Source organism: Pseudomonas sp. SWRI154 (assembly GCF_014268645.1).
In the GTDB taxonomy this organism is placed as follows: domain Bacteria; phylum Pseudomonadota; class Gammaproteobacteria; order Pseudomonadales; family Pseudomonadaceae; genus Aquipseudomonas; species Aquipseudomonas marvdashtae.
The window spans coordinates 94,023-116,703 of sequence record NZ_JABWQW010000004.1; the positions used below are offsets into that span (position 1 = coordinate 94,023).

At 60.0% G+C, this 22,681-nt stretch carries 25 protein-coding genes; all 25 read left to right on the top strand.

The features are described from left to right. Window positions 1-15 precede the first annotated feature (15 nt). The 25 genes from HU806_RS05480 (at window position 16) to flhB (ending at window position 22,669) form a co-directional block, all read left to right on the top strand. Window positions 16-381: a flagellar protein FlaG gene (locus HU806_RS05480; protein ID WP_186610420.1), complete on the top strand. Its 366-nt coding sequence runs from the start codon at window positions 16-18 to the stop codon at window positions 379-381. Window positions 382-461: 80 nt separating this feature from the next. After that, window positions 462-1,898 carry a flagellar filament capping protein FliD gene (fliD, locus tag HU806_RS05485; RefSeq protein ID WP_186610421.1) on the top strand — a complete coding sequence of 479 codons (1,437 nt, stop codon included), beginning with the start codon at window positions 462-464 and terminating at the stop codon, window positions 1,896-1,898. 131 nt (window positions 1,899-2,029) lie between these two features. After that, entirely contained in the window at window positions 2,030-2,425 is a 396-nt protein-coding gene (fliS, locus tag HU806_RS05490) for a flagellar export chaperone FliS (RefSeq protein WP_186610422.1), read from the top strand. An 11-nt stretch (window positions 2,426-2,436) separates the two neighbouring features. After that, window positions 2,437-2,733 carry a flagellar protein FliT gene (fliT, locus tag HU806_RS05495; protein ID WP_186610423.1) on the top strand — a complete coding sequence of 99 codons (297 nt, stop codon included), beginning with the start codon at window positions 2,437-2,439 and terminating at the stop codon, window positions 2,731-2,733. Window positions 2,734-2,906: 173 nt separating this feature from the next. Beyond that, on the top strand, window positions 2,907-4,382 hold the full coding sequence (locus tag HU806_RS05500) for a sigma-54 dependent transcriptional regulator (RefSeq protein WP_030141088.1): 1,476 nt from the start codon (window positions 2,907-2,909) through the stop codon (window positions 4,380-4,382). A 110-nt stretch (window positions 4,383-4,492) separates the two neighbouring features. Then, entirely contained in the window at window positions 4,493-5,701 is a 1,209-nt protein-coding gene (locus HU806_RS05505) for a sensor histidine kinase (protein WP_186610424.1), read from the top strand. 5 nt (window positions 5,702-5,706) lie between these two features. Further along, window positions 5,707-7,095: a sigma-54-dependent response regulator transcription factor FleR gene (gene fleR, locus HU806_RS05510; RefSeq protein WP_186610425.1), complete on the top strand. Its 1,389-nt coding sequence runs from the start codon at window positions 5,707-5,709 to the stop codon at window positions 7,093-7,095. Between the two features lie 191 nt (window positions 7,096-7,286). Further along, window positions 7,287-7,613, top strand: a complete 327-nt coding sequence (gene fliE, locus HU806_RS05515) for a flagellar hook-basal body complex protein FliE (RefSeq protein ID WP_186610426.1) — start codon at window positions 7,287-7,289, stop codon at window positions 7,611-7,613. A gap of 15 nt (window positions 7,614-7,628) precedes the next feature. Next, window positions 7,629-9,413, top strand: a complete 1,785-nt coding sequence (gene fliF / locus HU806_RS05520) for a flagellar basal-body MS-ring/collar protein FliF (RefSeq protein WP_186610427.1) — start codon at window positions 7,629-7,631, stop codon at window positions 9,411-9,413. Then, window positions 9,406-10,425 carry a flagellar motor switch protein FliG gene (gene fliG, locus HU806_RS05525; RefSeq protein WP_007958288.1) on the top strand — a complete coding sequence of 340 codons (1,020 nt, stop codon included), beginning with the start codon at window positions 9,406-9,408 and terminating at the stop codon, window positions 10,423-10,425. Before fliF ends, fliG begins: the two co-directional genes overlap by 8 nt. A gap of 7 nt (window positions 10,426-10,432) precedes the next feature. Continuing rightward, complete coding sequence (gene fliH / locus HU806_RS05530; protein ID WP_186610428.1) at window positions 10,433-11,263, top strand: flagellar assembly protein FliH; 831 nt, start codon at window positions 10,433-10,435, stop codon at window positions 11,261-11,263. Next, window positions 11,253-12,611 (top strand): flagellar protein export ATPase FliI, encoded by a 1,359-nt coding sequence (fliI, locus tag HU806_RS05535; RefSeq protein WP_186610429.1) that lies wholly within the window; start codon window positions 11,253-11,255, stop codon window positions 12,609-12,611. The genes fliH and fliI overlap by 11 nt, the downstream gene beginning before the upstream one ends. A gap of 6 nt (window positions 12,612-12,617) precedes the next feature. After that, on the top strand, window positions 12,618-13,067 hold the full coding sequence (gene fliJ, locus HU806_RS05540) for a flagellar export protein FliJ (protein ID WP_003184033.1): 450 nt from the start codon (window positions 12,618-12,620) through the stop codon (window positions 13,065-13,067). Window positions 13,068-13,166: 99 nt separating this feature from the next. Beyond that, window positions 13,167-13,472, top strand: a complete 306-nt coding sequence (locus HU806_RS05545; protein ID WP_186610430.1) for an STAS domain-containing protein — start codon at window positions 13,167-13,169, stop codon at window positions 13,470-13,472. A 5-nt stretch (window positions 13,473-13,477) separates the two neighbouring features. Further along, a complete protein-coding gene (locus HU806_RS05550; protein ID WP_186610431.1) occupies window positions 13,478-15,184 on the top strand; it encodes an ATP-binding SpoIIE family protein phosphatase in 1,707 nt (568 codons plus the stop codon). A 31-nt stretch (window positions 15,185-15,215) separates the two neighbouring features. Next, a complete protein-coding gene (locus HU806_RS05555; RefSeq protein ID WP_186610432.1) occupies window positions 15,216-15,560 on the top strand; it encodes an Hpt domain-containing protein in 345 nt (114 codons plus the stop codon). A gap of 86 nt (window positions 15,561-15,646) precedes the next feature. Beyond that, complete coding sequence (locus HU806_RS05560; protein WP_186610433.1) at window positions 15,647-17,038, top strand: flagellar hook-length control protein FliK; 1,392 nt, start codon at window positions 15,647-15,649, stop codon at window positions 17,036-17,038. Between the two features lie 213 nt (window positions 17,039-17,251). After that, window positions 17,252-17,755 carry a flagellar basal body-associated protein FliL gene (fliL, locus tag HU806_RS05565; RefSeq protein ID WP_186610434.1) on the top strand — a complete coding sequence of 168 codons (504 nt, stop codon included), beginning with the start codon at window positions 17,252-17,254 and terminating at the stop codon, window positions 17,753-17,755. Between the two features lie 9 nt (window positions 17,756-17,764). Continuing rightward, window positions 17,765-18,733 carry a flagellar motor switch protein FliM gene (gene fliM / locus HU806_RS05570; protein WP_186610435.1) on the top strand — a complete coding sequence of 323 codons (969 nt, stop codon included), beginning with the start codon at window positions 17,765-17,767 and terminating at the stop codon, window positions 18,731-18,733. A 73-nt stretch (window positions 18,734-18,806) separates the two neighbouring features. After that, window positions 18,807-19,262: a flagellar motor switch protein FliN gene (gene fliN / locus HU806_RS05575; protein WP_186610436.1), complete on the top strand. Its 456-nt coding sequence runs from the start codon at window positions 18,807-18,809 to the stop codon at window positions 19,260-19,262. Next, window positions 19,263-19,700 (top strand): flagellar biosynthetic protein FliO, encoded by a 438-nt coding sequence (gene fliO / locus HU806_RS05580; RefSeq protein ID WP_186610437.1) that lies wholly within the window; start codon window positions 19,263-19,265, stop codon window positions 19,698-19,700. Then, window positions 19,700-20,449, top strand: coding sequence for a flagellar type III secretion system pore protein FliP (gene fliP, locus HU806_RS05585; RefSeq protein ID WP_186610438.1), 750 nt, complete (start codon window positions 19,700-19,702; stop codon window positions 20,447-20,449). The genes fliO and fliP overlap by 1 nt, the downstream gene beginning before the upstream one ends. 23 nt (window positions 20,450-20,472) lie before the next feature. Continuing rightward, window positions 20,473-20,742: a flagellar biosynthesis protein FliQ gene (fliQ, locus tag HU806_RS05590; RefSeq protein WP_024618176.1), complete on the top strand. Its 270-nt coding sequence runs from the start codon at window positions 20,473-20,475 to the stop codon at window positions 20,740-20,742. Window positions 20,743-20,746: 4 nt separating this feature from the next. Further along, window positions 20,747-21,529, top strand: coding sequence for a flagellar biosynthetic protein FliR (gene fliR, locus HU806_RS05595; protein ID WP_186610439.1), 783 nt, complete (start codon window positions 20,747-20,749; stop codon window positions 21,527-21,529). 3 nt (window positions 21,530-21,532) lie between these two features. Beyond that, window positions 21,533-22,669, top strand: a complete 1,137-nt coding sequence (gene flhB, locus HU806_RS05600) for a flagellar biosynthesis protein FlhB (protein ID WP_186610440.1) — start codon at window positions 21,533-21,535, stop codon at window positions 22,667-22,669. Window positions 22,670-22,681 lie beyond the last annotated feature (12 nt).

Below are 22,681 nucleotides of genomic sequence, written 5' to 3' on the forward strand. Positions count from 1 at the left end.
CAAGAGGTGATGGACATGGATATGAGCGTGAAGCTGAACTTGTCTTATCCGGCGGCGAAACCGGCTCCGACAGTTGCCGACAAGCCAGTGGAGAAGCCTCGCACCGAGGTCAGCAGCCTGGCATCGGTCAAAGACGAGCCTACAGATGCAATGACCGAAAAAGACAAGCTCAAACAAGCGGTTCAGGAAATTGAAAAGTTTGTACAGTCGGTTAAGCGTAACCTGGAGTTTTCTATTGATGAGCCTTCAGGCAAAGTAGTGGTCAAAGTGATTGCCAGTGGTTCCGGCGAAGTGATTCGTCAGATCCCTAATGAAGAAGTTCTGAAGTTGGCCAATAGCTTGAATGATGCAAACAGCCTGTTGTTCAGCGCGCAAGCCTGACAGCTGGTAAGAATTTTGTTGATCGGTTCTTTAGCGTTGCAATCGCCAAAAGGTCGCCGACACACTGAAGGGAGTCCCACATGGCAAGTCCAATTCTACCTGGCTTGGGTTTAGGCTCTGGCCTTGACACCGGTGCTATCGTCAAGGCATTGGTGGATTCTGACAAAGCAGCCAAGCAAGGTCAGATTGACCGTGCCACCAAGACTAACGCCTCCAATATTTCCGGGATTGGCACCCTGAAATCCCTGTTGGCTACCTTCCAGTCCACGCTGAAAGCCTTGGGCAGCACGAGCACCCCTCAATTTACCGGCGTTGCCGCCACGTCGGCCAATACCAGTGCGTTGACGGTGACGGCGGGCAACTCGGCGGTAAGTGGTACCTACACGGTAAACGTTACTCAGCTTGCGACTTCTTCAAAAGTTGCGACGGCTGCTTTCGCCGGTGGGACTTCCAGTGCCGTAGCGGCCGGTACGCTGACTATCAGCCAGGGCGGTACGGATTACGCCCTTGATATCCCGGCGGATTCGACATTGCAGTCGGTGCGGGATGCCATCAACAGCAAGTACTCGACCAGCGGTCTGACCGCGAACATCGTGACCGACAGCTTCGGTTCACGCCTGGTGGTCGGCTCGACTAAAACCGGTGCGGGTAACGATATTTCCCTCAGCGGTATTGCCAGCCTGACGGCTGACGGTTCCGTTAAGATGGTTTCGCCACCTACCGCGAATTCCTCAGGGTCTCTGGGGCTCGCCCAGGACGCTATATTCACGGTTGACGGCCTGGAGATGAGCAGCAAGACCAACAAGCTGGACAACGTGGTTTCAGGCTTGAGCATGACGTTACTGGTTGAGGACACGGGCCCGACAATCGTTACCGTCGCTACTAACGCTGACGGCCTGAAGGCTTCGATCCAGAAATTTGTCGATGCCTATAACGCCGTTGCGAAAGCCGTGACTTCCTTGACTAAGCCATCGACAGATGCAGAGGGTAATTCGGTCCCGGCGGCATTGACCGGTGACTCGTTGCCCCGCTCGCTGTTGGCGGCCATTCGCACGCCTTTGTCCGAGGCCGGTTCAGGTGACAAGCTGACCGTTCTTTCTCAGTTGGGAATCACCACCAACCAGACGACCGGAACCCTGGATTTCGACAGTGGGAAATTTACTGCGGCGTTGAATGACAAGCAGTTGGGCGGGGAAGTTCAGACACTCTTCACTGGTGAAAATGGCCTCCTTGAGCGCATGAATAATGCTATCAAGCCATACACCGAAGGCAAGACTGGCGTGGGGGGGCTAGGGGGCTCAGAGGCCATCCTGACCACTCGCGCCAAGAACCTGGATCTTCTCAAGGAGAAACTGAGCGAAGAACAGTTGGCCTTGGATCGCCGGATCGAGACCCTGACGGCAGTCTTGACCAAAAAGTACAACGACATGGACACCTTGGTCGGCAAGCTGAAAGCCACCGCCAACAACATCACCTCCATGTTTGAAGCGATGACGGCACAACAGAAGAACAGTTGATTTTCGACCGATGCAAAAGCCCGGCAGCGTTTTGACAACGCTCCGGGCTTTCGGCTTTTCGGTCTAAAGTTTTTTGACGCGGCGTCGATACGCTGTTTATACGAACCGAAGTTTTTTTGATGAGGTAGAACATGAATCCGATGTTAGCCCTTCGCCAATACCAGAAGATTGGTGCCCAGGCGCAAACCTCCGAAGCAAGTCCCCATCGTCTTGTGCAGATGCTCATGGAAGGCGGGTTGGACCGTATCGCCCAGGCCAAGGGCGCGATGGAACGCAAGGATATCCCGAACAAAGGCGTTCTGATCAGCAAGGCCATCGGCATCGTTGGCGGCCTGCGCGAAGGTCTGGACCTGGAAAACCAGGCTGAGTCGGTCGCTGAGCTCGATGCCCTTTACGCCTATATGATGAAGCGCCTGGCCGAAGCCAACGCCAAGACCGATCCGAAGATCCTCGACGAAGTTGCAGATCTGCTTCGCACGGTCAAGGAAGGTTGGGATGGCATAGCGGCGCCTGGCCCGCAATTCTGAGGAGCATGCTCATGAGTCTTGTCCTGCAGCGAATCGAACAAACCCGTGATGCCCTGGTTGATGCCCTGGCCGAGCGAAATTGGGAAGCCATTGGTCAATTGGACCTGGCGTGCCGTACCTGCATGGAAGACGTCATGAGCGAGTCCGAGGTGGACGAGGCGGCGTTGCGTAATAATCTGGAAGAGTTGCTAGGGGTTTACCGCAACTTGCTGGAAGCGGCGACCGGAGAACGTCAGGCAATCGTGGATGAGATGTCGCAGATTCATCAGGCACAGAACGCGGCGAAGGTTTATCACCTGTTCGGCTGATTTAATTTTCAGTTAACCCGAACAAAGTGCGCCATAAATTTGACTGTGGACGATTTTTTGACTTAACTAGTGGCTGTTTACAGATTTCAGGCGTCTACAGGCATGACAAGTCTGCAAGCGTCTAGCTTGCCCCCAAATTCGGGCACTGAGTTGACTAGGGAAGTTGCTATTGCATGTGGCGTGAAACCAAAATTCTCCTGATCGATGACGATAGCGTCCGCCGCCGTGACCTGGCGGTGATCCTCAATTTTCTTGGCGAAGAAAATTTGCCCTGCGGTAGCCATGATTGGCAGCAGGCTGTCGGCTCTCTGTCCTCCAGTCGTGAAGTCATTTGCGTCCTTATTGGGACCGTAAATGCCCCCGCGTCGCTTTTGGGCTTGCTAAAGACACTCTCAACCTGGGATGAGTTCCTTCCAGTTTTGTTAATGGGTGAAAATTCTTCTCTCGACTTGCCTGAAGACCAGCGCCGCCGGGTACTTTCCACTCTGGAAATGCCGCCCAGCTACAGCAAATTGCTTGATTCGCTGCACCGCGCCCAGGTTTACCGTGAAATGTACGACCAGGCCCGTGAGCGCGGTCGGCATCGCGAACCCAATCTTTTCCGCAGCCTCGTCGGTACCAGCCGTGCGATCCAGCACGTACGCCAGATGATGCAGCAAGTGGCCGACACCGACGCCAGCGTGCTGATCCTGGGCGAGTCCGGCACCGGCAAGGAAGTGGTTGCGCGCAACCTGCATTACCATTCCAAACGCCGCGAAGCGCCGTTCGTGCCGGTCAACTGCGGTGCGATTCCCGCCGAGCTGTTGGAAAGCGAATTGTTCGGCCACGAGAAGGGCGCCTTCACCGGTGCAATTACCAGTCGCGCCGGGCGTTTCGAATTGGCCAACGGCGGCACGCTGTTCCTCGACGAAATTGGCGACATGCCGCTGCCGATGCAGGTCAAACTGCTGCGGGTTCTGCAGGAGCGTACGTTCGAGCGCGTGGGCAGCAACAAGACCCAGAGTGTCGACGTACGGATCATCGCCGCGACCCACAAGAATCTCGAGAGCATGATCGAGGTCGGCAGTTTCCGCGAAGACCTCTATTACCGCCTCAATGTGTTCCCAATCGAAATGGCACCGCTGCGTGAGCGGGTCGAAGACATTCCGCTGCTGATGAACGAACTGATCTCGCGCATGGAGCATGAGAAGCGCGGTTCGATCCGCTTCAACTCGGCGGCGATCATGTCCCTGTGCCGCCATGGCTGGCCGGGCAACGTCCGGGAGCTGGCGAACCTGGTCGAGCGCATGGCGATCATGCACCCCTACGGTGTGATCGGCGTCGCCGAGTTGCCGAAGAAATTCCGCTACGTCGACGATGAAGACGAGCAAATGGTCGATAGCCTGCGCAGCGACCTGGAAGAGCGCGTGGCGATCAACGGCCATACGCCGGATTTCACCAGCAACGCCTTGCTGCCGCCGGAAGGCCTGGACCTAAAGGACTATTTGGGCGGCCTGGAGCAAGGGCTGATCCAGCAAGCCTTGGACGACGCCAACGGCATCGTGGCCCGCGCCGCAGAACGCCTGCGTATCCGTCGTACCACCCTGGTAGAAAAGATGCGCAAGTACGGCATGAGCCGTCGCGAAGGAGATGAACAGGCGGATGATTGACGCCTGTTTTGCAACCGCCTGATTTTCAGGCGGTTTTTTTTCGGCACGGGTATTGCTACAGCCCTCGCAACGTTCCGTTTAACTGACGGTCAGCCAAGCGAGAGAGCACGATGACCCAAGCCGCCCTGTTGTCTCCTGTCCCAGAGTCGGGACACATGCCGTCCGCCGAACAGGCTAGTCGTCTTGGACTTGAGCAGGCGTTTTCGCTGTTTAACCAGATGTCCAGCCAGCTGACCGACTCCTACAGCCTGCTTGAAGCCCGGGTCACCGAGCTCAAGGGTGAGCTGGCAGTGGTCAGCGCCCAGCGCATGCAGGAACTGGCGGAAAAAGAACGCTTGGCCAATCGGCTGCAAAACCTTCTCGACCTCTTGCCTGGCGGCGTCATCGTCATCGATGCCCACGGCTTCGTGCGCGAAGCCAATCCGGCGGCCTGCGAGCTGCTGGGCTTGCCGCTGGAAGGCGAGTTGTGGCGACACGTCATCGCCCGTTGCTTCGCCCCGCGTGAAGATGACGGTCACGAAGTCTCCCTCAAGGACGGCCGTCGCCTGTCCATCTCGACTCGATCGCTGGACGCCGAGCCCGGTCAGCTGGTGCTGCTCAACGACCTGACTGAAACCCGTCACCTGCAAGATCAACTGGCCCGTCACGAACGCTTGTCCTCCCTTGGGCGGATGGTGGCGTCGCTGGCTCACCAGATCCGCACGCCGCTGTCTGCTGCGTTGCTGTACGCCAGCCATTTGACCGAGCAGCAATTGCCGGTGGAGATCCAGCAACGCTTCGCCGGTCGCCTGAAAGAGCGCCTCCACGAACTTGAACACCAGGTGCGCGACATGCTGGTGTTCGCCCGTGGCGAGCTGCCCCTGACCGACCGTGTAACGCCCAAGGCGCTGCTGCAATCCTTGCAGGCTGCGGCGCTGACCCACGTGCAGGGCTTGCCGATCCGCTGGCAGTGCGACAGCCATGTCGGCGAGGTGCTGTGCAACCGCGACACGCTGGTGGGGGCGGTGTTGAATCTTATTGAAAATGCGATCCAGGCCAGCGATGGCGAGGTGCGGCTCAAGGTCCATCTGTACACGCGCGACAACACCTTGCGCCTGTGCGTCAGTGACAGCGGCAGCGGTATCGAGCCGGCCGTGTTGACGCGTCTGGGCGAGCCATTCTTCACCACCAAGACCACCGGCACGGGCCTCGGCCTGACCGTGGTCAAGGCGGTGGCCCGTGCCCATCAGGGAGAATTGCAGTTGCGCTCGCGGCCGGGGCGCGGCACGTGCGCGCTGGTGCTCTTGCCGCTGTTTTCCAGTGCGCCAGGGGTGGAGTGAGGGTTATGGCGATCAAGGTTCTGCTGGTCGAGGACGACCGCGCCCTGCGCGAAGCGCTGGCCGATACGCTGTTGTTGGCCGGGCATGATTATGCAGCCGTCGGTTCGGCAGAAGACGCATTGCTCGCCGTGGCCCATGAACCGTTCAGCCTGGTGGTCAGCGACGTCAACATGCCGGGCATGGACGGCCATCAGTTGCTTGGTTTGCTGCGGGTGCGCCAGCCGCAATTGCCCGTCTTGCTGATGACCGCCCACGGCGCCGTCGAACGTGCGGTGGATGCCATGCGCCAGGGCGCCGCGGATTATCTGGTCAAGCCGTTCGAGCCCAAGGCGCTCCTGGATCTGGTCGCGCGGCATGCCTTGGGAAGCCTCGCTGTCGAGGGTGAGGGGCCGGTGGCCATCGAGCCGGCCAGTGCGCAGTTGCTGGAACTGGCGGCGCGGGTAGCTCGCAGCGATTCAACCGTGTTGATTTCCGGTGAGTCGGGTACGGGCAAGGAAGTCCTGGCTCGCTATATTCATCAGCAATCCCGGCGCGCTAGCGAACCGTTCATTGCCATCAACTGCGCGGCGATTCCCGACAACATGCTCGAGGCAACGTTGTTCGGGCATGAAAAGGGTTCGTTTACTGGCGCTATCGCGGCCCAGCCCGGCAAGTTCGAGCAGGCCGACGGCGGGACGATCCTCCTCGATGAGATTTCCGAAATGCCGCTGGGCCTGCAGGCCAAGTTGCTGCGTGTATTGCAGGAACGGGAAGTGGAGCGGGTCGGCGCGCGCAAGCCCATCAGCCTGGACATCCGCGTGGTGGCAACGACCAACCGCGACCTGGCCGGCGAAGTGGCGGCGGGGCGCTTTCGTGAAGACCTCTATTACCGGCTGTCGGTTTTCCCCTTGGCCTGGCGTCCATTACGCGAGCGCACCGCCGATATCCTGCCGCTGGCCGAGCGCCTGCTGGCCAAACACGTCAATAAAATGAAGCACGCAACGGCCCGGCTGTCTGCCGAGGCGCAGGCTTGCCTGATCGCGTATCCCTGGCCCGGCAATGTCCGTGAGCTGGACAACGCCATTCAGCGAGCATTGATTCTTCAGCAGGGCGGCTTGATCCAGCCCGAGGATTTTTGCCTCGCGGGTCCGGTGGCCTGCGCGCCATTACCAGCGCTCAAGCCTGTGCCTACGCAGGTTCAGCCGGTCGAAGTGACGGGGGAATCGGCGGGGGCCCTGGAAGACGACCTGCGTCGTCGCGAATTCCAGATGATCATCGACACCCTGCGCTCCGAGCGCGGCCGTCGCAAAGAGGCGGCTGAACGCCTAGGCATCAGCCCGCGTACCTTGCGCTACAAGCTGGCGCAGATGCGTGATGCCGGGATGGACGTGGAGGCTTATCTCTTCGCCAGTTGACGCCTGTTGCCAGGGGCTGGCCAAGCATGAGTGCGAAGTGCTCATGCAGTAACGGTTGAACCGCGTAGCGCCGGATGCGCTCGCGCGCGCATTTGTTTCTGACGGCCATGGAGCTGGCACCCTTGTTGCTAACACCTGTATACCCGCTGAGTAAGTGTCAAAAAAATGCGGGCCGCCAGAGAGAATAGATCATGAGCCAAGGTATTGAATTTAATCGGTTGATGTTGGACATGCGGTCCATGCAGATGGACGCCATGGCCCAGCCTAAATCGGTCGCGGTGCCGCAAGTGGCCGGCAGCAGTTTTTCCGACTTGCTCGGTCAGGCCGTCAATAAAGTGAACGATACCCAGCAGGCTTCGAACCAGTTGGCCAGTGCTTTCGAGATTGGCAAAAGTGGCGTCGACCTGACGGACGTAATGATCTCTTCGCAGAAAGCCAGTGTCTCGTTTCAGGCGTTGACCCAGGTACGCAACAAACTGGTTCAAGCCTACCAAGACATCATGCAGATGCCGGTCTAAGGAAACTATTGAGTCATGGCAGAAGCAGCCGTTGATAACGTTCCAGCCAAGACCACACCGGTAGACGGCAAGCCGCCGTTGTTCGGTATGTCTTTCCTGGAAAACCTCTCCGAGATGACCATGCTGCGTCAGGTTGGCCTGTTGGTTGGCCTGGCCGCCAGCGTGGCGATTGGTTTCGCCGTGGTGTTGTGGTCCCAGCAGCCAGACTACCGTCCTTTGTACGGCAGCCTGGAGGGCATGGATGCCAAACAAGTCATGGAAACCCTGGCTTCTGCCGACATTCCTTACACCGTCGAACCCAACTCTGGCGCCTTGTTGGTCAAGGCCGACGATGTGGCGCGTGCGCGCCTCAAGCTCGCCGCCGCTGGCGTAACGCCGACCGATGGCAACATCGGCTTCGAGATTCTCGACAAGGACCAAGGCCTGGGCACCAGCCAGTTCATGGAAGCGACGCGTTATCGTCGCGGCCTGGAAGGCGAACTGGCGCGGACCATTTCCAGCCTCAACAACGTCAAGGGTGCCCGCGTGCACCTGGCGATTCCGAAAAGCTCGGTATTCGTGCGCGATGAGCGCAAGCCGAGTGCCTCGGTCCTGGTCGAACTGTATTCCGGCCGCTCGCTTGAGCCAGGCCAGGTCGTTGCCATTATCAATCTGGTGGCGACCAGCGTTCCTGAATTGAGCAAGTCGCAGATCACCGTGGTCGACCAGAAGGGCAACCTGTTGTCCGACCAGGCGGAAAATTCCGAACTGACCATGGCCGGCAAGCAATACGATTACAGCCGCCGCATGGAAGGCATGTTCACCCAACGTGTGCATAACATCCTGCAACCGATCCTCGGCAATGGTCGCTACAAGGCGGAAGTTTCGGCGGATGTAGACTTCAGTGCCGTCGAATCGACATCCGAGCAGTTCAACCCGGATCAACCGGCGTTGCGCAGCGAGCAGTCGGTGAACGAACAACGGACTGCCAGCAATGGCCCGCAAGGTGTGCCAGGTGCCCTGAGCAACCAGCCGCCATCGCCGGCCAGCGCGCCGCAAACCACCGGTGGCGCTACCGCCGCCGCAGGCATGGTGCAGCCAGGCCAGCCGCTGATCGACGCCAACGGCCAGCAGATCATGGACCCGGCCACCGGCCAGCCGATGCTCGCGCCGTACCCGGCCGACAAGCGTCAGCAATCGACCAAGAACTTCGAGCTCGACCGTTCCATCAGCCACACCAAGCAGCAGCAGGGCCGTTTGAATCGCCTGTCGGTCGCGGTGGTCGTGGACGATCAAGTCAAGATCAACGCGGCCAACGGCGAAACCAGCCGTGCGCCGTGGACCGCCGACGAATTGGCGCGCTTCACTCGCCTGGTGCAGGACGCCGTCGGTTTCGACGCCAGCCGCGGCGACAGCGTCAGCGTGATCAACGTGCCGTTCTCCCTGGAGCGCGGTGAAGAAATTGCCGACATCCCGTTTTATTCGCAACCCTGGTTCTGGGATGTGGTCAAGCAAGTATTGGGTGTGTTGTTCATCCTGATACTGGTATTTGGTGTGCTGCGCCCGGTGCTCAACAACATCACCGGTGGCGGCAAGAACAAGCAGCTGGCAGGCTTGGGCGATATAGAGCTGGGAGGCATGGGCGGCCTGGATGGCGAATTGGCCAACGATCGCGTCAGCCTCGGCGGACCGCAGAGCATTCTGCTGCCAAGCCCGAGCGAAGGCTATGACGCTCAGTTGAACGCCATCAAGAGTCTGGTGGCAGAGGATCCGGGTCGTGTGGCCCAGGTCGTGAAAGAGTGGATTAACGCAGATGAGTGATAATCGAGCCGCTGTTGCCAAATTGTCCCGGGTCGACAAAGCCGCGATCCTGCTGCTGTCCCTGGGTTCGACCGACGCCGCCCAAGTGCTGCGCCACATGGGTCCGAAAGAAGTCCAGCGCGTCGGCGTGGCCATGGCGCAGATGGGCAACGTGCACCGTGAACAGGTCGAGCAGGTCATGAGCGAGTTCGTCGACATCGTCGGCGATCAGACCAGCCTGGGCGTCGGTTCCGACGACTACGTGCGCAAGATGCTCACCCAGGCCCTGGGCGAAGACAAGGCCAACGGCCTGATCGACCGGATCCTGCTGGGTGGCAACACCAGCGGCCTGGACAGCCTCAAGTGGATGGAACCGCGCGCGGTGGCCGACGTGATCCGTTACGAGCACCCGCAGATCCAGGCGATCGTCGTGGCGTATCTCGACCCGGACCAGGCTGGTGAAGTGCTGGGCAACTTCGACCATAAAGTGCGTCTCGACATCATCCTGCGGGTATCGTCGTTGAACACAGTGCAACCGGCGGCCCTGAAAGAATTGAACCAGATTCTCGAGAAGCAGTTCTCGGGCAACTCCAATGCTTCGCGCACCACCCTGGGCGGTATCAAGCGCGCCGCGGATATCATGAACTTCCTCGACAGCTCGATTGAAGGCCAACTGATGGACTCGATCCGCGAAGTCGACGAAGACCTGTCCGGTCAGATCGAAGACCTCATGTTCGTGTTCAACAACCTGGCCGATGTCGACGACCGTGGCATCCAGGCACTGTTGCGCGAAGTGTCCTCCGATGTGCTGGTCCTGGCCCTCAAGGGTTCGGACGAAGGCGTCAAGGAGAAGATCTTCAAGAACATGTCCAAACGGGCGGCCGAACTGTTGCGCGACGACCTCGAGGCCAAAGGCCCGGTGCGCGTCAGCGACGTGGAAACCGCACAGAAGGAAATCCTCACCATCGCCCGCCGTATGGCCGAAGCCGGAGAAATCGTCCTCGGTGGCAAGGGCGGCGAAGAGATGATCTAAGGTCGTTATGTCTGCCAAGAGTGATGAGTCACCCAGCGACCTGATCCGCGCCCGGGACGTCGGTGGCTTCGACGTCTGGTCGCTGCCCAGCTTCGATCCCCACGTGCCGGAGCCCGAGCCGGAGCCGGTGGAAGAACTGCCGGAAATGGAGGAAGTGCCGCTGGAGGAAGTCCAGCCACTGACCCTCGAAGAAGTCGAGAGCATTCGCCAGGAAGCCTACAACGAAGGCTTCGCCATCGGCGAAAAAGAAGGTTTCCACAGCACCACGCTCAAGGTCCGCCAGGAAGCCGACGTGGCGCTGACGGCCAAGCTGCGTGCGCTGGAATCGCTGATGCTCAATTTGTTCGAGCCCATCGCCGAACAAGACACTCAGATCGAAAAATCGTTGGTGGGGCTGGTGCAACACATCACCCGGCAGGTAATCCAGCGCGAGCTGGCGATCGATTCGAGCCAGATCGAACACGTCATGCGCGAAGCCCTCAAGCTGTTGCCGCTGGGCGTGGGCAACGTGCGGTTGTACATCAACCCGCAGGACTTCGAACTGGTCAAGGCGCTGCGCGAGCGCCATGAGGAAACCTGGCGGATTGTCGAAGACGAAACCCTGCTGCCGGGCGGATGCCGGGTCGAAACCGAGCACAGCCGTATCGATGCGACGGTCGAAACGCGCATCAGCCAGATCATGGCCAAGCTGTTTGACCAACTGCACGAACAGGCCCTGCACCCGGCTCCCGCCGACCTGAGCCTGGAGTTGCCGGACGAACCCAAGGCCGCCGTCATCGTCGATCCGGACGGTGCCGAGCTGATAGCCCCTGAACTGGACGGTCGCGATGCGCCTTGATCGAACCAGCTTCGGCAAGCGCCTGGGCAGCTACGCCGAAGCCACCGAACTGGCCGGCCAGCCGATCCTGGAAGGCCGCCTGCTGCGCATGGTCGGCCTGACCCTCGAAGCCGAAGGCTTGCGCGCCGCCATGGGCAGCCGGTGCATGGTGATCAACGACGACAGCTATCATCCGGTGCAAGTCGAAGCCGAGGTCATGGGCTTTTCCGGCAGTAAGGTATTCTTGATGCCGGTGGGCAGTGTTGCCGGCATCGCGCCTGGCGCCCGCGTAGTTCCGCTGGCCGATACCGGTCGGCTGCCCATGGGCATGAGCATGCTCGGACGGGTGCTGGACGGAGCCGGGCGTGCCCTCGACGGCAAGGGCGGCATGAAGGCCGAAGACTGGGTGCCGATGGACGGCCCGACAATCAACCCCCTCAAGCGTGACCCGATCAGCGTGCCGCTGGACGTGGGCATTCGCTGCATCAACGGATTATTGACGGTGGGCCGCGGCCAGCGTCTGGGCCTGTTCGCCGGTACCGGCGTGGGCAAGAGCGTGCTGCTGGGCATGATGACCCGCTTCACTGAGGCCGACATCATTGTGGTGGGGCTGATCGGTGAGCGGGGCCGCGAGGTAAAGGAATTCATCGAGCACATCCTCGGCGAAGAAGGGCTCAAGCGTTCGGTGGTGGTGGCGTCGCCAGCGGATGATGCGCCGCTGATGCGCTTGCGCGCCGCCATGTATTGCACGCGCATCGCCGAATATTTTCGCGACAAGGGCAAGAACGTCCTGTTGCTGATGGACTCGCTCACTCGTTTCGCCCAGGCCCAGCGGGAAATCGCCCTGGCCATCGGCGAGCCCCCGGCCACCAAGGGTTATCCGCCTTCAGTATTTGCCAAGCTGCCCAAGTTGGTAGAGCGAGCCGGTAACGCCGAGAAGGGTGGCGGTTCGATTACCGCGTTTTATACCGTGTTGTCCGAAGGCGATGATCAGCAAGATCCGATCGCCGACTCGGCGCGGGGTGTGCTCGATGGCCACATTGTCTTGTCTCGGCGCTTGGCCGAAGAAGGGCACTACCCGGCCATCGACATCGAAGCCTCGATCAGTCGGGTCATGCCGTCGGTCATCAGTGCCGAGCACATGAAACGCGCCCAGCAATTCAAGCAGTACTGGTCGCGCTATCAGCAGAGCCGCGACCTTATCAGCGTCGGTGCCTATGTGCCGGGTGGTGATCGCGAGACGGACATGGCCATCAATCTCTATCCGGCCATGGCGGTTTATCTACGCCAGAGCCTGAACGACAACATCGGCATGGGCGCCAGCGAAGCGCACCTGCAGACCATCTTCACCCCCGTCGCTGGCGCGTAACCGGTCATGGCCACGAGTCGTGCTGCACGCCTGGCGCCGGTGGTGGACATGGCGGAAAAAGCTGAGAAGACCGCCGTCCAGCGATTGGCGTATTTCCAAGGGCAAGTGGCCGTCGCCGAAAGCAAGCTGGCCGACTTGGAGAATTTTCGTCTCGAATACCAGGAGCAATGGATCGCCCGTGGTAGCCATGGGGTGTCCGGGCAATGGCTGTTGGGTTACCAAGGGTTCCTGGCACAGTTGGGCACCGCCATCGACCAGCAGCGCCAGAGCCTGGTCTGGCACCAGAACAATCTGGAAAAGGCCCGCCAGAGTTGGCAGGAAGCCTTTGCCCGAGTCGAAGGGTTGCGCAAGCTTGTACAACGCTATATCGACGAGGCACGGCAATTGGAGGACAAGCGCGAGCAGAAACTGCTGGATGAGTTGTCCCAGCGCCTTCCCCGGCAAGACCCGTATTGATGGTGGATAGAGTTTTGTCGGGAAGTGCTGTGAAGCCTTGCTCGAACCTCTACCAAGTGCTAAACCTTGTACACGTGTGTCCACGACAAGGAAGTGAATATGTCTGTCGTAACTGAAGTATCCCCAGATGGGCAAAAGCTGACGATCTCGATCAAGGGTCGATTCGATTTTGGCCGGCACCAAGAATTTCGCGAGTCTTATGAGCGGCTCGACAAAAAGCCTGAATCCATCGTGGTGGATTTGAAAGAGGCCACTTATCTCGACAGTTCTGCCTTAGGCATGCTCCTGCTGTTGCGCGATCATGCCGGTGGCGACACGTCAGATATCCGGGTCGTCAACAGCAGCAGCGACGTCAAGAAAATCCTCGCGATCTCCAACTTCGACAAACTGTTCGACATCAGTTGATCGCCATGCAATCGTCGTCGGAGCCACTGACGGTCCTGATTGCCGAAGACAGTGCCGCTGATCGACTGCTGTTGTCGACCATTGTCCGCCGCCAGGGCCACCACGTGCTTACGGCGGCCGATGGCGCCGAGGCGGTCGAGGTCTATCTGCAGCAGCGCCCGCACCTGGTGCTGATGGACGCAATGATGCCGGTCATGGACGGCTTCGAAGCTGCGCAGAAGATCAAGCAACTGGCCGGCGACCAACTGGTCCCGATCATTTTCCTCACTTCACTGACTGAAAGCGAAGCCTTGGCCCGTTGCCTGGAGGCCGGGGGCGATGACTTCCTGGCCAAACCCTACAACCAGGTTATCCTGGCCGCGAAGATCAAGGCCATGGACCGCTTGCGACGGTTGCAGGCCACGGTGGTGGAGCAGCGCGACCAGATCGCCCGGCACCACGATTACCTGCTCAACGAGCAACGGGTCGCCAAGGCCGTATTCGACAAGATCGCCCACTCTGGTTGCCTCAGCGCGCCGAACATTCGTTATCTGCAGTCGCCCTATGCCTTGTTCAACGGTGACTTGCTGCTGGCCGCGTTCAACCCGGCTGGCGATATGCATATCCTCTTGGGGGACTTCACTGGGCATGGCTTGCCGGCGGCGGTCGGCGCTATGCCGTTGGCGGAGGTGTTCTACGGAATGACCGCCAAAGGCTACGGCCTGGCGCAAATCCTGCGGGAGATGAATGCCAAGCTCAAACGCATCCTACCGGTGGATATGTTCTGCTGCGCGACGCTGTTGTGCCTGAGTTTCCAGCGCTGCACCGTCGAAGTCTGGAACGGCGGCATGCCCGATGGCTACCTGCATGACAGCCTGAGTGGCGCGCGCACGCCCTTGCCGGCCCGGCATTTGCCACTGGGCGTGCTGACGCCGCAGCTATTCGATGACCGAACTGAAGTCCATCCCCTGTCGGTAGGGGATCGGGTTTTCCTGTTGTCCGATGGTGTGATCGAGACCAGTGACCGCGATGACCAGCCGTTTGGCGTGGAGCGGTTGCAGCAAGTGTTCTCGGCCAACCGCGAAGCCGATTCTCTCTTCGAAGATATCCAACAAGCCCTGCAGGATTTTCGCGGCGAGGCCCGTGACGACTTCAGCATGGTCGAAGTGCGTCTGGTCGCGCCGACGCAACTCAATCCACCGCCGCCGGTCTATTCCGATAGCGGCCAGTCCAGCCCGCTGGACTGGTCGGTGAGCTTTGAATTCCGGGCGCAGACGCTCAAGCGCTTCAACCCGATGCCGTACCTGTTGCAATTGTTGCTGGAGGTTCACGGGTTGAGAGGGCAGAGCGGTGCCTTGTACAGCGTATTGTCGGAGCTTTACTCCAATGCGCTTGAGCATGGCGTGCTGGGGCTTGATTCAAGCCTCAAGCGTGATGCGGTCGGCTTTGCCCGCTACTATCGGGAGCGTAGCCTGCGCCTGGACGAGTTGAGTGACGGTCACGTGCGGGTGCATTTGCATGTCACGCCCCATGGCGACGGTGGTCGCTTGGTCATCGAGGTCGGCGACAGCGGCAAAGGCTTTGATGTTGCCAAGGTGCTGGCGCGACCATTGGACAAGGATCGATTGTCGGGCCGTGGCGTGAGCCTGGTTCGTCAGCTATGCCATCAGGCCGCGTGGTCCGACGATGGTCGTAGTGCGCGCGTGGAGTTTTTCTGGGAGGCTCTGGCATAATCAGGGCCATTCTTGATCAAGGAGCGAACAAGTGAGCGAAATTCATCTGGATCGCGACGTGCTCAGCACGTTGCGGGAAGTCATGGAGGAGGGGTATCCGGAATTGCTGGATACCTTTCTCAATGATTCCGAGGCGCGCTTGCGCGTGCTGCATGAGGCGCGCGACGCTGAAAAGCTCAGCGCCACGGCCCACAGTTTCAAGGGCAGCAGCAGCAACATGGGCGCCCTGCGCCTGGCCGAGCTGTGTGGCGAACTGGAGCAGCGTGCCAAACAGCCGTCGCTGGGCGGTATCGAAAAACTCGTCAGCGAAATCGATAGCGAATTTGCCCGAGTGCGTATTCTCTGCCGAGAGGAGCGCGAAGGCTTCCATTGCTGAAATCAGCGCCGTTCACACGTTGGCCCGTCCCTTGCATTGCACTGTCTCGACTGCATCTATGATTCCAGTGCAGCGGAGACCATTTTATGCCCGTTACGCCTAATACACTTATCCAGGCCACTGCCCAGGCCAAGCCGCAGGCCGCTGTCAATCCGCTGGCAGCAGGCCCGGACGCCGGGAATAAAGCCTCCAGCTTCGCCCAGGTCTTCGCCAAACAGGCGCCCGTCAAATCACCGGCGGTACCTGAGCCATCGACAAAACCGCTGCGCGACAAGGCAGCCGATAACACCGTCAAGAAGGACGTCGACAGCGATACGGCTGCCGCGCCGGAACCGGTGGTTGCCGATAGCGGCAAACCCTTGCCCGCCGACAAGCCGGCGACTGCCGACAAGCCGGCGACTGCCGACGGCAAGACGACGCAAGATGCTCCCGCCGATACGGCTGAAGTTCCGGTAGTGGATGCAGCGCCTTCCGATCCGACGCTTGATCCGGCCTTGCTGCCGGACGCCGTTGCTCTGGTGGCCGCCGTCGAGGCTCAGCCTACGCCTGTCGTAACCCCGACCGAGGCTCCAGCCACTGCGGTGGTAGCGGCTCCCGTCGTTGCCTTGAGCACGCCAGCCAAGGCAACGGACCCGGTGATCGATCCGGAGTTCGACCCGCAGGCCGATCCACTCGATGCGCTTCCTGCCCTGCGCCTGGCGATGGAGCAGGGTGGCCATGTGTCCGCTTCCAGCCAGGCACAGCCCAAGGCAGCGACACCGGCGTCCCTCGATGGCGAACCGACATCGGCCCAGACCTTCGCCGCCGGGATGGCGAGCATGCTCACCGTGCAAGCCGACCAGGACAGTACCGGCGCCGGTAGCCAGGGCGGCGACAAGGCGTTCAGCGGTCTGATCAGCGAAGGCCTCAAGGACCTGACCGCGGCGTCCAGCGATACCCGCGTGGACGACTTCGCCAATCGCCTGGCAGCGCTGACCCAGGCGGCCACGCCAAAAACCGCCAACGCGGTGCCGGTCAACCAGCCTATCGCCATGAACCAGAGCGGCTGGACTGAGGAAGTGGTCAATCGGGTGATGTACTTGTCGAGCGCCAATCTCAAGGCGGCCGACATCCAATTGCAACCGGCCGAACTCGGTCGCCTGGATATCCGGGTGAACATGGTTCCGGACCAGCAGACCCAGATCACGTTCATGAGCGCCCACTCAGGCGTTCGCGAAGCCCTCGAAGGCCAGATGCACCGCCTGCGCGACAGTTTTGCCCAGCAGGGCATGGGGCAGGTCGACGTCAACGTATCAGATCAGTCGCGTGGCTCTCAGGGCCAGGATCAGCAAGCCCAGCAGCAAGCCCAGGCGGGACGCACGACTCCCTCCGGTGGTCGAGTGGATTCGGTGGATGAAGTTGTGCCGGCCAGCGTGGCCGAGGTGGCGGCCAACACCGTCAGCGTGATTGGCACCAGTGCGGTCGATTACTACGCCTGATTCAATGCAGTAAACCTGCGGGAGCGCGTTTGCTCGCGATAGCGGATTGTCAGCCAGCGTTGTTCTGGCGGGAATCAACCCTATCGCGAGCAGGCCCGCTCCCGCTTTGTTTGTGGGCGGCGCAAACCACCTGAGCTGCACACTTCTGGCATAACACTTGCTCCTGCCTAGCCGTGCAACAGTGAAACCCCCGATTAGTGACGGATTATTGGCATGGCGAAGAGCGAAGCAGCAGCAGTAAAAGACCCTGCAACCAAAGGCAAACTCAAGATGATCATCATGATCGTGGTGGGCTTGCTCCTGGCGGTGGGTGTTTCCGTGGGGGCGACCTGGTATTTCATGCACAGCGCCCAGAGCAAGCCGGCGCCGGCTGTCGAAGTCGCTCCAGTAGGCAAGCAGCCGGCGATTTTCGAGCCCATGGCCCCGGCCTTCGTGGCCAACTACACCCAGAACGGTCGCCAACGCTACATGCAGGTGAGCATTACCCTGTTGGGACGTAACCAGGCTGACTTGGAAGCGTTGCGGGTACACATGCCACTGATTCGCAATAATCTGGTCATGCTATTTTCAGGACAGAGTTTCGACACCCTGGCCACTCCGGTTGGCCAGGAAATGCTGCGTCAGAAAGCCACGGCCAGCGTTCAGGAAGTGGCTCAGAAAGAGCTCGGCAAAGTGGTGATCGAACAGTTGCTCTTCACTAACTTCGTATTGCAGTAGGAACACGACATGGCCGTGCAGGACCTGTTGTCCCAGGACGAAATCGATGCGCTGTTGCATGGTGTCGACGACGGCCTGGTGCAGACCGAAAACGCTGCTGAACCGGGCAGCGTCAAAAGCTACGACCTGACCAGTCAGGATCGCATCGTTCGCGGACGCATGCCGACCCTGGAAATGATCAACGAACGTTTTGCCCGATACACCCGCATCAGCATGTTCAACATGCTGCGGCGTTCGGCCGACGTGGCCGTTGGGGGCGTGCAGGTGATGAAGTTTGGTGAATACGTGCACTCGCTGTACGTGCCCACCAGCCTCAACCTGGTCAAGATCAAGCCGCTGCGCGGCACTGCGCTGTTCATCCTCGACGCCAAGCTGGTGTTCAAGCTGGTGGATAACTTCTTCGGCGGTGACGGTCGTCACGCGAAGATCGAAGGTCGTGAGTTCACCCCGACCGAGTTGCGCGTGGTACGCATGGTCCTGGAACAGGCTTTCGTCGACTTGAAAGAAGCCTGGCAGGCGATCATGGAAGTGAACTTCGAGTACATCAACTCAGAAGTGAACCCGGCCATGGCCAACATCGTCGGGCCAAGCGAAGCGATTGTCGTCTCGACTTTCCACATTGAACTCGACGGCGGCGGCGGCGACCTGCACGTGACCATGCCGTATTCGATGATCGAGCCGGTGCGTGAAATGCTCGATGCCGGTTTCCAATCGGATCTCGATGACCAGGACGAGCGCTGGATCAACGCCTTGCGCCAGGACGTGCTGGACGTCGACGTGCCAATCGGCGCGACCGTTGCCCGGCGCCAGCTGCGCCTGCGAGACATCCTGCACATGCAGCCAGGGGACATCATTCCCGTCGAGATGCCGGAAGAGATGATCATGCGCGCCAACGGCGTACCGGCCTTCAAGGTCAAGATGGGCTCTCACAAAGGCAACCTCGCGTTGCAGGTGATCGAGCCGATCGAACGCCGCTGAGCGGTGTCAACCGCTTTAAGTTTGTAACGGATTTTTAGGTTTTTAACCGATTTTTGCCCGCCGAGGACACATGATGGCTGACGATATGAATACCCAGGATGACCAGGCGCTGGCCGACGAATGGGCTGCCGCCCTGGAAGAAACCGGCGACGCCGGGCAGGCCGATATTGACGCGCTGCTGGCCGCCGATACCGGTAACGCTTCCAGCCGCCTGCAGATGGAAGAGTTTGGCAGCGTGCCAAAAAGCAACGAGCAAGTGACCCTCGACGGGCCGAACCTGGACGTCATTCTCGACATCCCTGTGTCGATTTCCATGGAAGTGGGCAGCACCGATATCAACATCCGCAACCTGTTGCAGCTCAACCAAGGCTCGGTGATCGAGCTGGACCGCCTGGCCGGTGAGCCGTTGGACGTGCTGGTCAATGGGACTCTCATCGCCCATGGCGAAGTGGTGGTGGTCAACGAGAAGTTTGGCATTCGCCTGACGGACGTGATCAGCCCGAGCGAACGCATCAAGAAGCTGCGCTGAATGAAAGGCTTTCTCGCCGCAGCCTTGATGCTGCCGTTCAGCGTGCTGGCGGCCGAACCGGTGGCCACGGCGGCCGCTGCGCCGGCGGGTGGCAGTGGTATCGCCGGGCAATTGGCGCAATTGGTGTTGGGCCTGCTGCTGGTGCTCGGATTGATTTTCTTCCTGGCCTGGATGCTGCGGCGCGTGCAACAGGCGGGGCCTGCCGGCAAAGGGCAGGTGATCGACATCGTCAGTTCCCGCGCGCTCGGCCCGCGAGACCGACTGGTGCTGGTGCAGGTTGGCAACGAGCAGATCCTGCTCGGCCTGAGCCCCGGCACGATTACCGCCTTGCATGTCCTCAAGGAGCCGGTGCAGGTGCCCACCGCTGAGCAGGCTACCCCCGAATTTGCCCAGCGGCTCATGGAATTGCTGGGTAAAGACCAGAAGGATAAAAAGTAATGCCGTTGCGCATTCTGTTGGCGTTGGTCCTGATGCTGGCCGCGCCGTTGGCGTTTGCCGCCGACCCGCTGTCGATCCCGGCGATTACCTTGGGCACCAACGCCGAAGGGGCACAGGAATATTCGGTCAGCCTGCAGATCCTGCTGATCATGACCGCGCTGAGTTTCATCCCGGCGTTCGTCATGCTGATGACCAGTTTCACTCGGATCATCATTGTTTTCTCGATCCTGCGTCAGGCCCTGGGCCTGCAGCAGACGCCGTCGAACCAGATCCTCACCGGCATGGCGTTGTTCCTGACCATGTTCATCATGGCGCCGGTGTTCGACCGGGTGAACAAGGACGCGCTGCAACCCTACCTGGCGGAAACGCTCAGTGCCCAGGACGCCGTGGCGAGGGCTCAGGTGCCGATCAAGGATTTCATGCTGGCCCAGACCCGCAGCAGCGACCTGGAGCTGTTCATGCGCCTGTCCAAGCGCACCGATATCGCCAGTCCCGACCAGGCGCCGCTGACGATCCTGGTGCCGGCGTTCGTCACGTCCGAACTGAAGACGGCGTTCCAGATCGGCTTCATGATTTTCATCCCGTTCCTGATCATCGACCTGGTGGTCGCTAGTATCCTGATGGCCATGGGTATGATGATGCTGTCCCCGCTGATCATTTCCCTGCCGTTCAAGATCATGCTCTTCGTGCTGGTAGATGGCTGGGCCTTGATCATCGGCACCTTGGCGGGCAGTTTCGGCGGTGTTTAGACCAATTGCGCGGGTAGGACAATATGACGCCTGAAGTAGCGGTAGACCTGTTCCGCGAAGCGCTCTGGCTGACCACGGTAATGGTTGCCATCCTGGTTATCCCGAGCCTGCTGGTGGGGTTGTTGGTGGCGATGTTCCAGGCCGCCACGCAGATCAACGAACAGACCCTGAGCTTCCTGCCGCGCCTGCTGGTGATGCTGGTGACGCTGATTGTAGCCGGTCCCTGGCTGGTTCAAACCTTCATGGAATACATCCTGCAGTTGTACGGCAGTATTCCGCAGTTGATCGGCTGAGCCGATGTCGATGCTCGAGCTGACGGACACCCAGATCAGTACTTGGGTGGCGTCGTTCATCCTGCCGCTGTTCCGCGTCGCCGCAGTGCTGATGAGCATGCCGGTTTTTGGTACGACCCTGGTCCCGACTCGGGTGCGCCTGTATCTGGCCCTGGCGATCACAGTGGTCATCGCCCCGGGACTGCCGCCGATGCCGCCCGTCAACACCCTGGACCTCAGTGCGCTAATGTTGGTGGCCGAACAGATTCTTATCGGTGCCTTGATGGGCTTCTCGTTGCAGTTGTTCTTCCAGGCATTTGTGGTTGCCGGACAAATCATCTCGATCCAGATGGGCATGGCGTTCGCCTCCATGATCGACCCCACCAACGGCGTAAACACCGCGGTGATCGGGCAGTTCCTGACGATGCTGGTGACACTGTTGTTCCTCGCCATGAACGGACATCTGGTGGTGTTCGAAGTGCTGACCGAGAGCTTCACGACGATGCCGGTGGGCAGCGCGATGCTGGTGAACCATTTCTGGGATATTGCCGGCAAGCTCGGCTGGGTCCTCGGCGCGGCGATGCTGCTGGTGTTGCCGGCGATCACCGCACTGCTGGTGGTCAACATTGCCTTTGGCGTAATGACCCGGGCGGCACCGCAATTGAACATCTTTTCCATCGGTTTTCCGCTGACCCTCGTGCTGGGCATGGTGATTTTCTGGGTCACCGTGGGGGACATTCTCAACCAGTATCAGCCGCTGGCCACCCAGGCCTTGCAGCTGCTACGCGATATGGCACAGGCGCGCTGAACCATGGCTGAAAGCGAGAGTGGCCAGGACAAGACAGAAGACCCCACGGAGAAACGCAAGAAAGAATCCAGGGATAAAGGCGAGGTCGCACGTTCCAAGGAGCTCAATACACTTGCGATCATGCTCGCCGGCGCTGGCGGCTTGCTGATTTATGGCGGTGGGCTGGCTTTGGATTTGCTGGAAATCATGCGCCTGAACTTCTCTCTGCCCCGAGAGGTGCTGCTGAGTCCTGGCGCGATGACGCAGTACTTGTTGAATTCGGGCAAGATCGCAATCATTTCGATGCAGCCGATCCTGATTTTTTTGCTGCTGGCGGCGTTTCTGGGGCCAATTTCCTTGGGCGGATGGCTGTTTTCCGGTAAGACCATGGCCCCGAAATTCAGCCGGATGAACCCCGCTGCGGGCCTCAAGCGCATGTTCTCTACCACGGCTGTGATGGAGCTGCTGAAGGCGCTTGGGAAGTTTCTGCTGATCCTGTTCGTTGCGCTGACAGTGTTGCAGGCTGACATCGACGACCTGCTGCGTATCGCCCATGAGCCGCTGGAACAAGCCATTATCCATAGCGTGCAGCTGGTTGGCTGGAGCACCTTGTGGATGGCCTGCGGCCTGATTCTGATTGCCGCCATCGACGTGCCGATCCAGCTTTATCAAAGCAAGCAAAAGCTGATGATGACCAAGCAGGAAATTCGCGACGAGTACAAGGAGCAAGAAGGTAAGCCCGAAGTCAAACAGCGGATCCGTCAGTTGCAGCGCGAAGTGTCCCAGCGGCGCATGATGGCGGCCATCCCCGACGCCGATGTGGTCATCACCAACCCGACCCATTTCGCCGTGGCGCTCAAGTACGACCCCGAAAAAGGCAACGCACCGGTGTTGCTGGCCAAGGGTAGCGATTTCCTGGCCCTGAAGATTCGTGAAATCGCCGTGGCCAACGAAGTGATGCTGCTCGAATCTCCGGCGTTGGCGCGGTCGATCTACTACTCCACCGAGCTCGACCAGGAAATCCCGGGTGGCCTGTATCTGGCCGTGGCCCAGGTGCTGGCCTACGTCTACCAGATCCGTCAGCACCGCGCTGGCAAGGGCAAGCGCCCCGAACCGCTCAAGGATCTGCCGATTCCGCCGGATCTGCGGCGCGATTCCTGAGTCGGTCGGCAC

Excerpts from the sequence above, each read along its gene's own strand:
- HU806_RS05480 (WP_186610420.1), top strand. The coding sequence starts at position 16 with ATGGATATGAGCGTGAAGCTGAACTTGTCTTATCCGGCGGCGAAACCG.
- fliD (WP_186610421.1), top strand. The coding sequence starts at position 462 with ATGGCAAGTCCAATTCTACCTGGCTTGGGTTTAGGCTCTGGCCTTGAC.
- fliS (WP_186610422.1), top strand. The coding sequence starts at position 2,030 with ATGAATCCGATGTTAGCCCTTCGCCAATACCAGAAGATTGGTGCCCAG.
- fliT (WP_186610423.1), top strand. The coding sequence starts at position 2,437 with ATGAGTCTTGTCCTGCAGCGAATCGAACAAACCCGTGATGCCCTGGTT.
- HU806_RS05500 (WP_030141088.1), top strand. The coding sequence starts at position 2,907 with ATGTGGCGTGAAACCAAAATTCTCCTGATCGATGACGATAGCGTCCGC.
- HU806_RS05505 (WP_186610424.1), top strand. The coding sequence starts at position 4,493 with ATGACCCAAGCCGCCCTGTTGTCTCCTGTCCCAGAGTCGGGACACATG.
- fleR (WP_186610425.1), top strand. The coding sequence starts at position 5,707 with ATGGCGATCAAGGTTCTGCTGGTCGAGGACGACCGCGCCCTGCGCGAA.
- fliE (WP_186610426.1), top strand. The coding sequence starts at position 7,287 with ATGAGCCAAGGTATTGAATTTAATCGGTTGATGTTGGACATGCGGTCC.
- fliF (WP_186610427.1), top strand. The coding sequence starts at position 7,629 with ATGGCAGAAGCAGCCGTTGATAACGTTCCAGCCAAGACCACACCGGTA.
- fliG (WP_007958288.1), top strand. The coding sequence starts at position 9,406 with ATGAGTGATAATCGAGCCGCTGTTGCCAAATTGTCCCGGGTCGACAAA.
- fliH (WP_186610428.1), top strand. The coding sequence starts at position 10,433 with ATGTCTGCCAAGAGTGATGAGTCACCCAGCGACCTGATCCGCGCCCGG.
- fliI (WP_186610429.1), top strand. The coding sequence starts at position 11,253 with ATGCGCCTTGATCGAACCAGCTTCGGCAAGCGCCTGGGCAGCTACGCC.
- fliJ (WP_003184033.1), top strand. The coding sequence starts at position 12,618 with ATGGCCACGAGTCGTGCTGCACGCCTGGCGCCGGTGGTGGACATGGCG.
- HU806_RS05545 (WP_186610430.1), top strand. The coding sequence starts at position 13,167 with ATGTCTGTCGTAACTGAAGTATCCCCAGATGGGCAAAAGCTGACGATC.
- HU806_RS05550 (WP_186610431.1), top strand. The coding sequence starts at position 13,478 with ATGCAATCGTCGTCGGAGCCACTGACGGTCCTGATTGCCGAAGACAGT.
- HU806_RS05560 (WP_186610433.1), top strand. The coding sequence starts at position 15,647 with ATGCCCGTTACGCCTAATACACTTATCCAGGCCACTGCCCAGGCCAAG.
- fliL (WP_186610434.1), top strand. The coding sequence starts at position 17,252 with ATGGCGAAGAGCGAAGCAGCAGCAGTAAAAGACCCTGCAACCAAAGGC.
- fliM (WP_186610435.1), top strand. The coding sequence starts at position 17,765 with ATGGCCGTGCAGGACCTGTTGTCCCAGGACGAAATCGATGCGCTGTTG.
- fliN (WP_186610436.1), top strand. The coding sequence starts at position 18,807 with ATGGCTGACGATATGAATACCCAGGATGACCAGGCGCTGGCCGACGAA.
- fliO (WP_186610437.1), top strand. The coding sequence starts at position 19,263 with ATGAAAGGCTTTCTCGCCGCAGCCTTGATGCTGCCGTTCAGCGTGCTG.
- fliP (WP_186610438.1), top strand. The coding sequence starts at position 19,700 with ATGCCGTTGCGCATTCTGTTGGCGTTGGTCCTGATGCTGGCCGCGCCG.
- fliQ (WP_024618176.1), top strand. The coding sequence starts at position 20,473 with ATGACGCCTGAAGTAGCGGTAGACCTGTTCCGCGAAGCGCTCTGGCTG.
- fliR (WP_186610439.1), top strand. The coding sequence starts at position 20,747 with ATGTCGATGCTCGAGCTGACGGACACCCAGATCAGTACTTGGGTGGCG.
- flhB (WP_186610440.1), top strand. The coding sequence starts at position 21,533 with ATGGCTGAAAGCGAGAGTGGCCAGGACAAGACAGAAGACCCCACGGAG.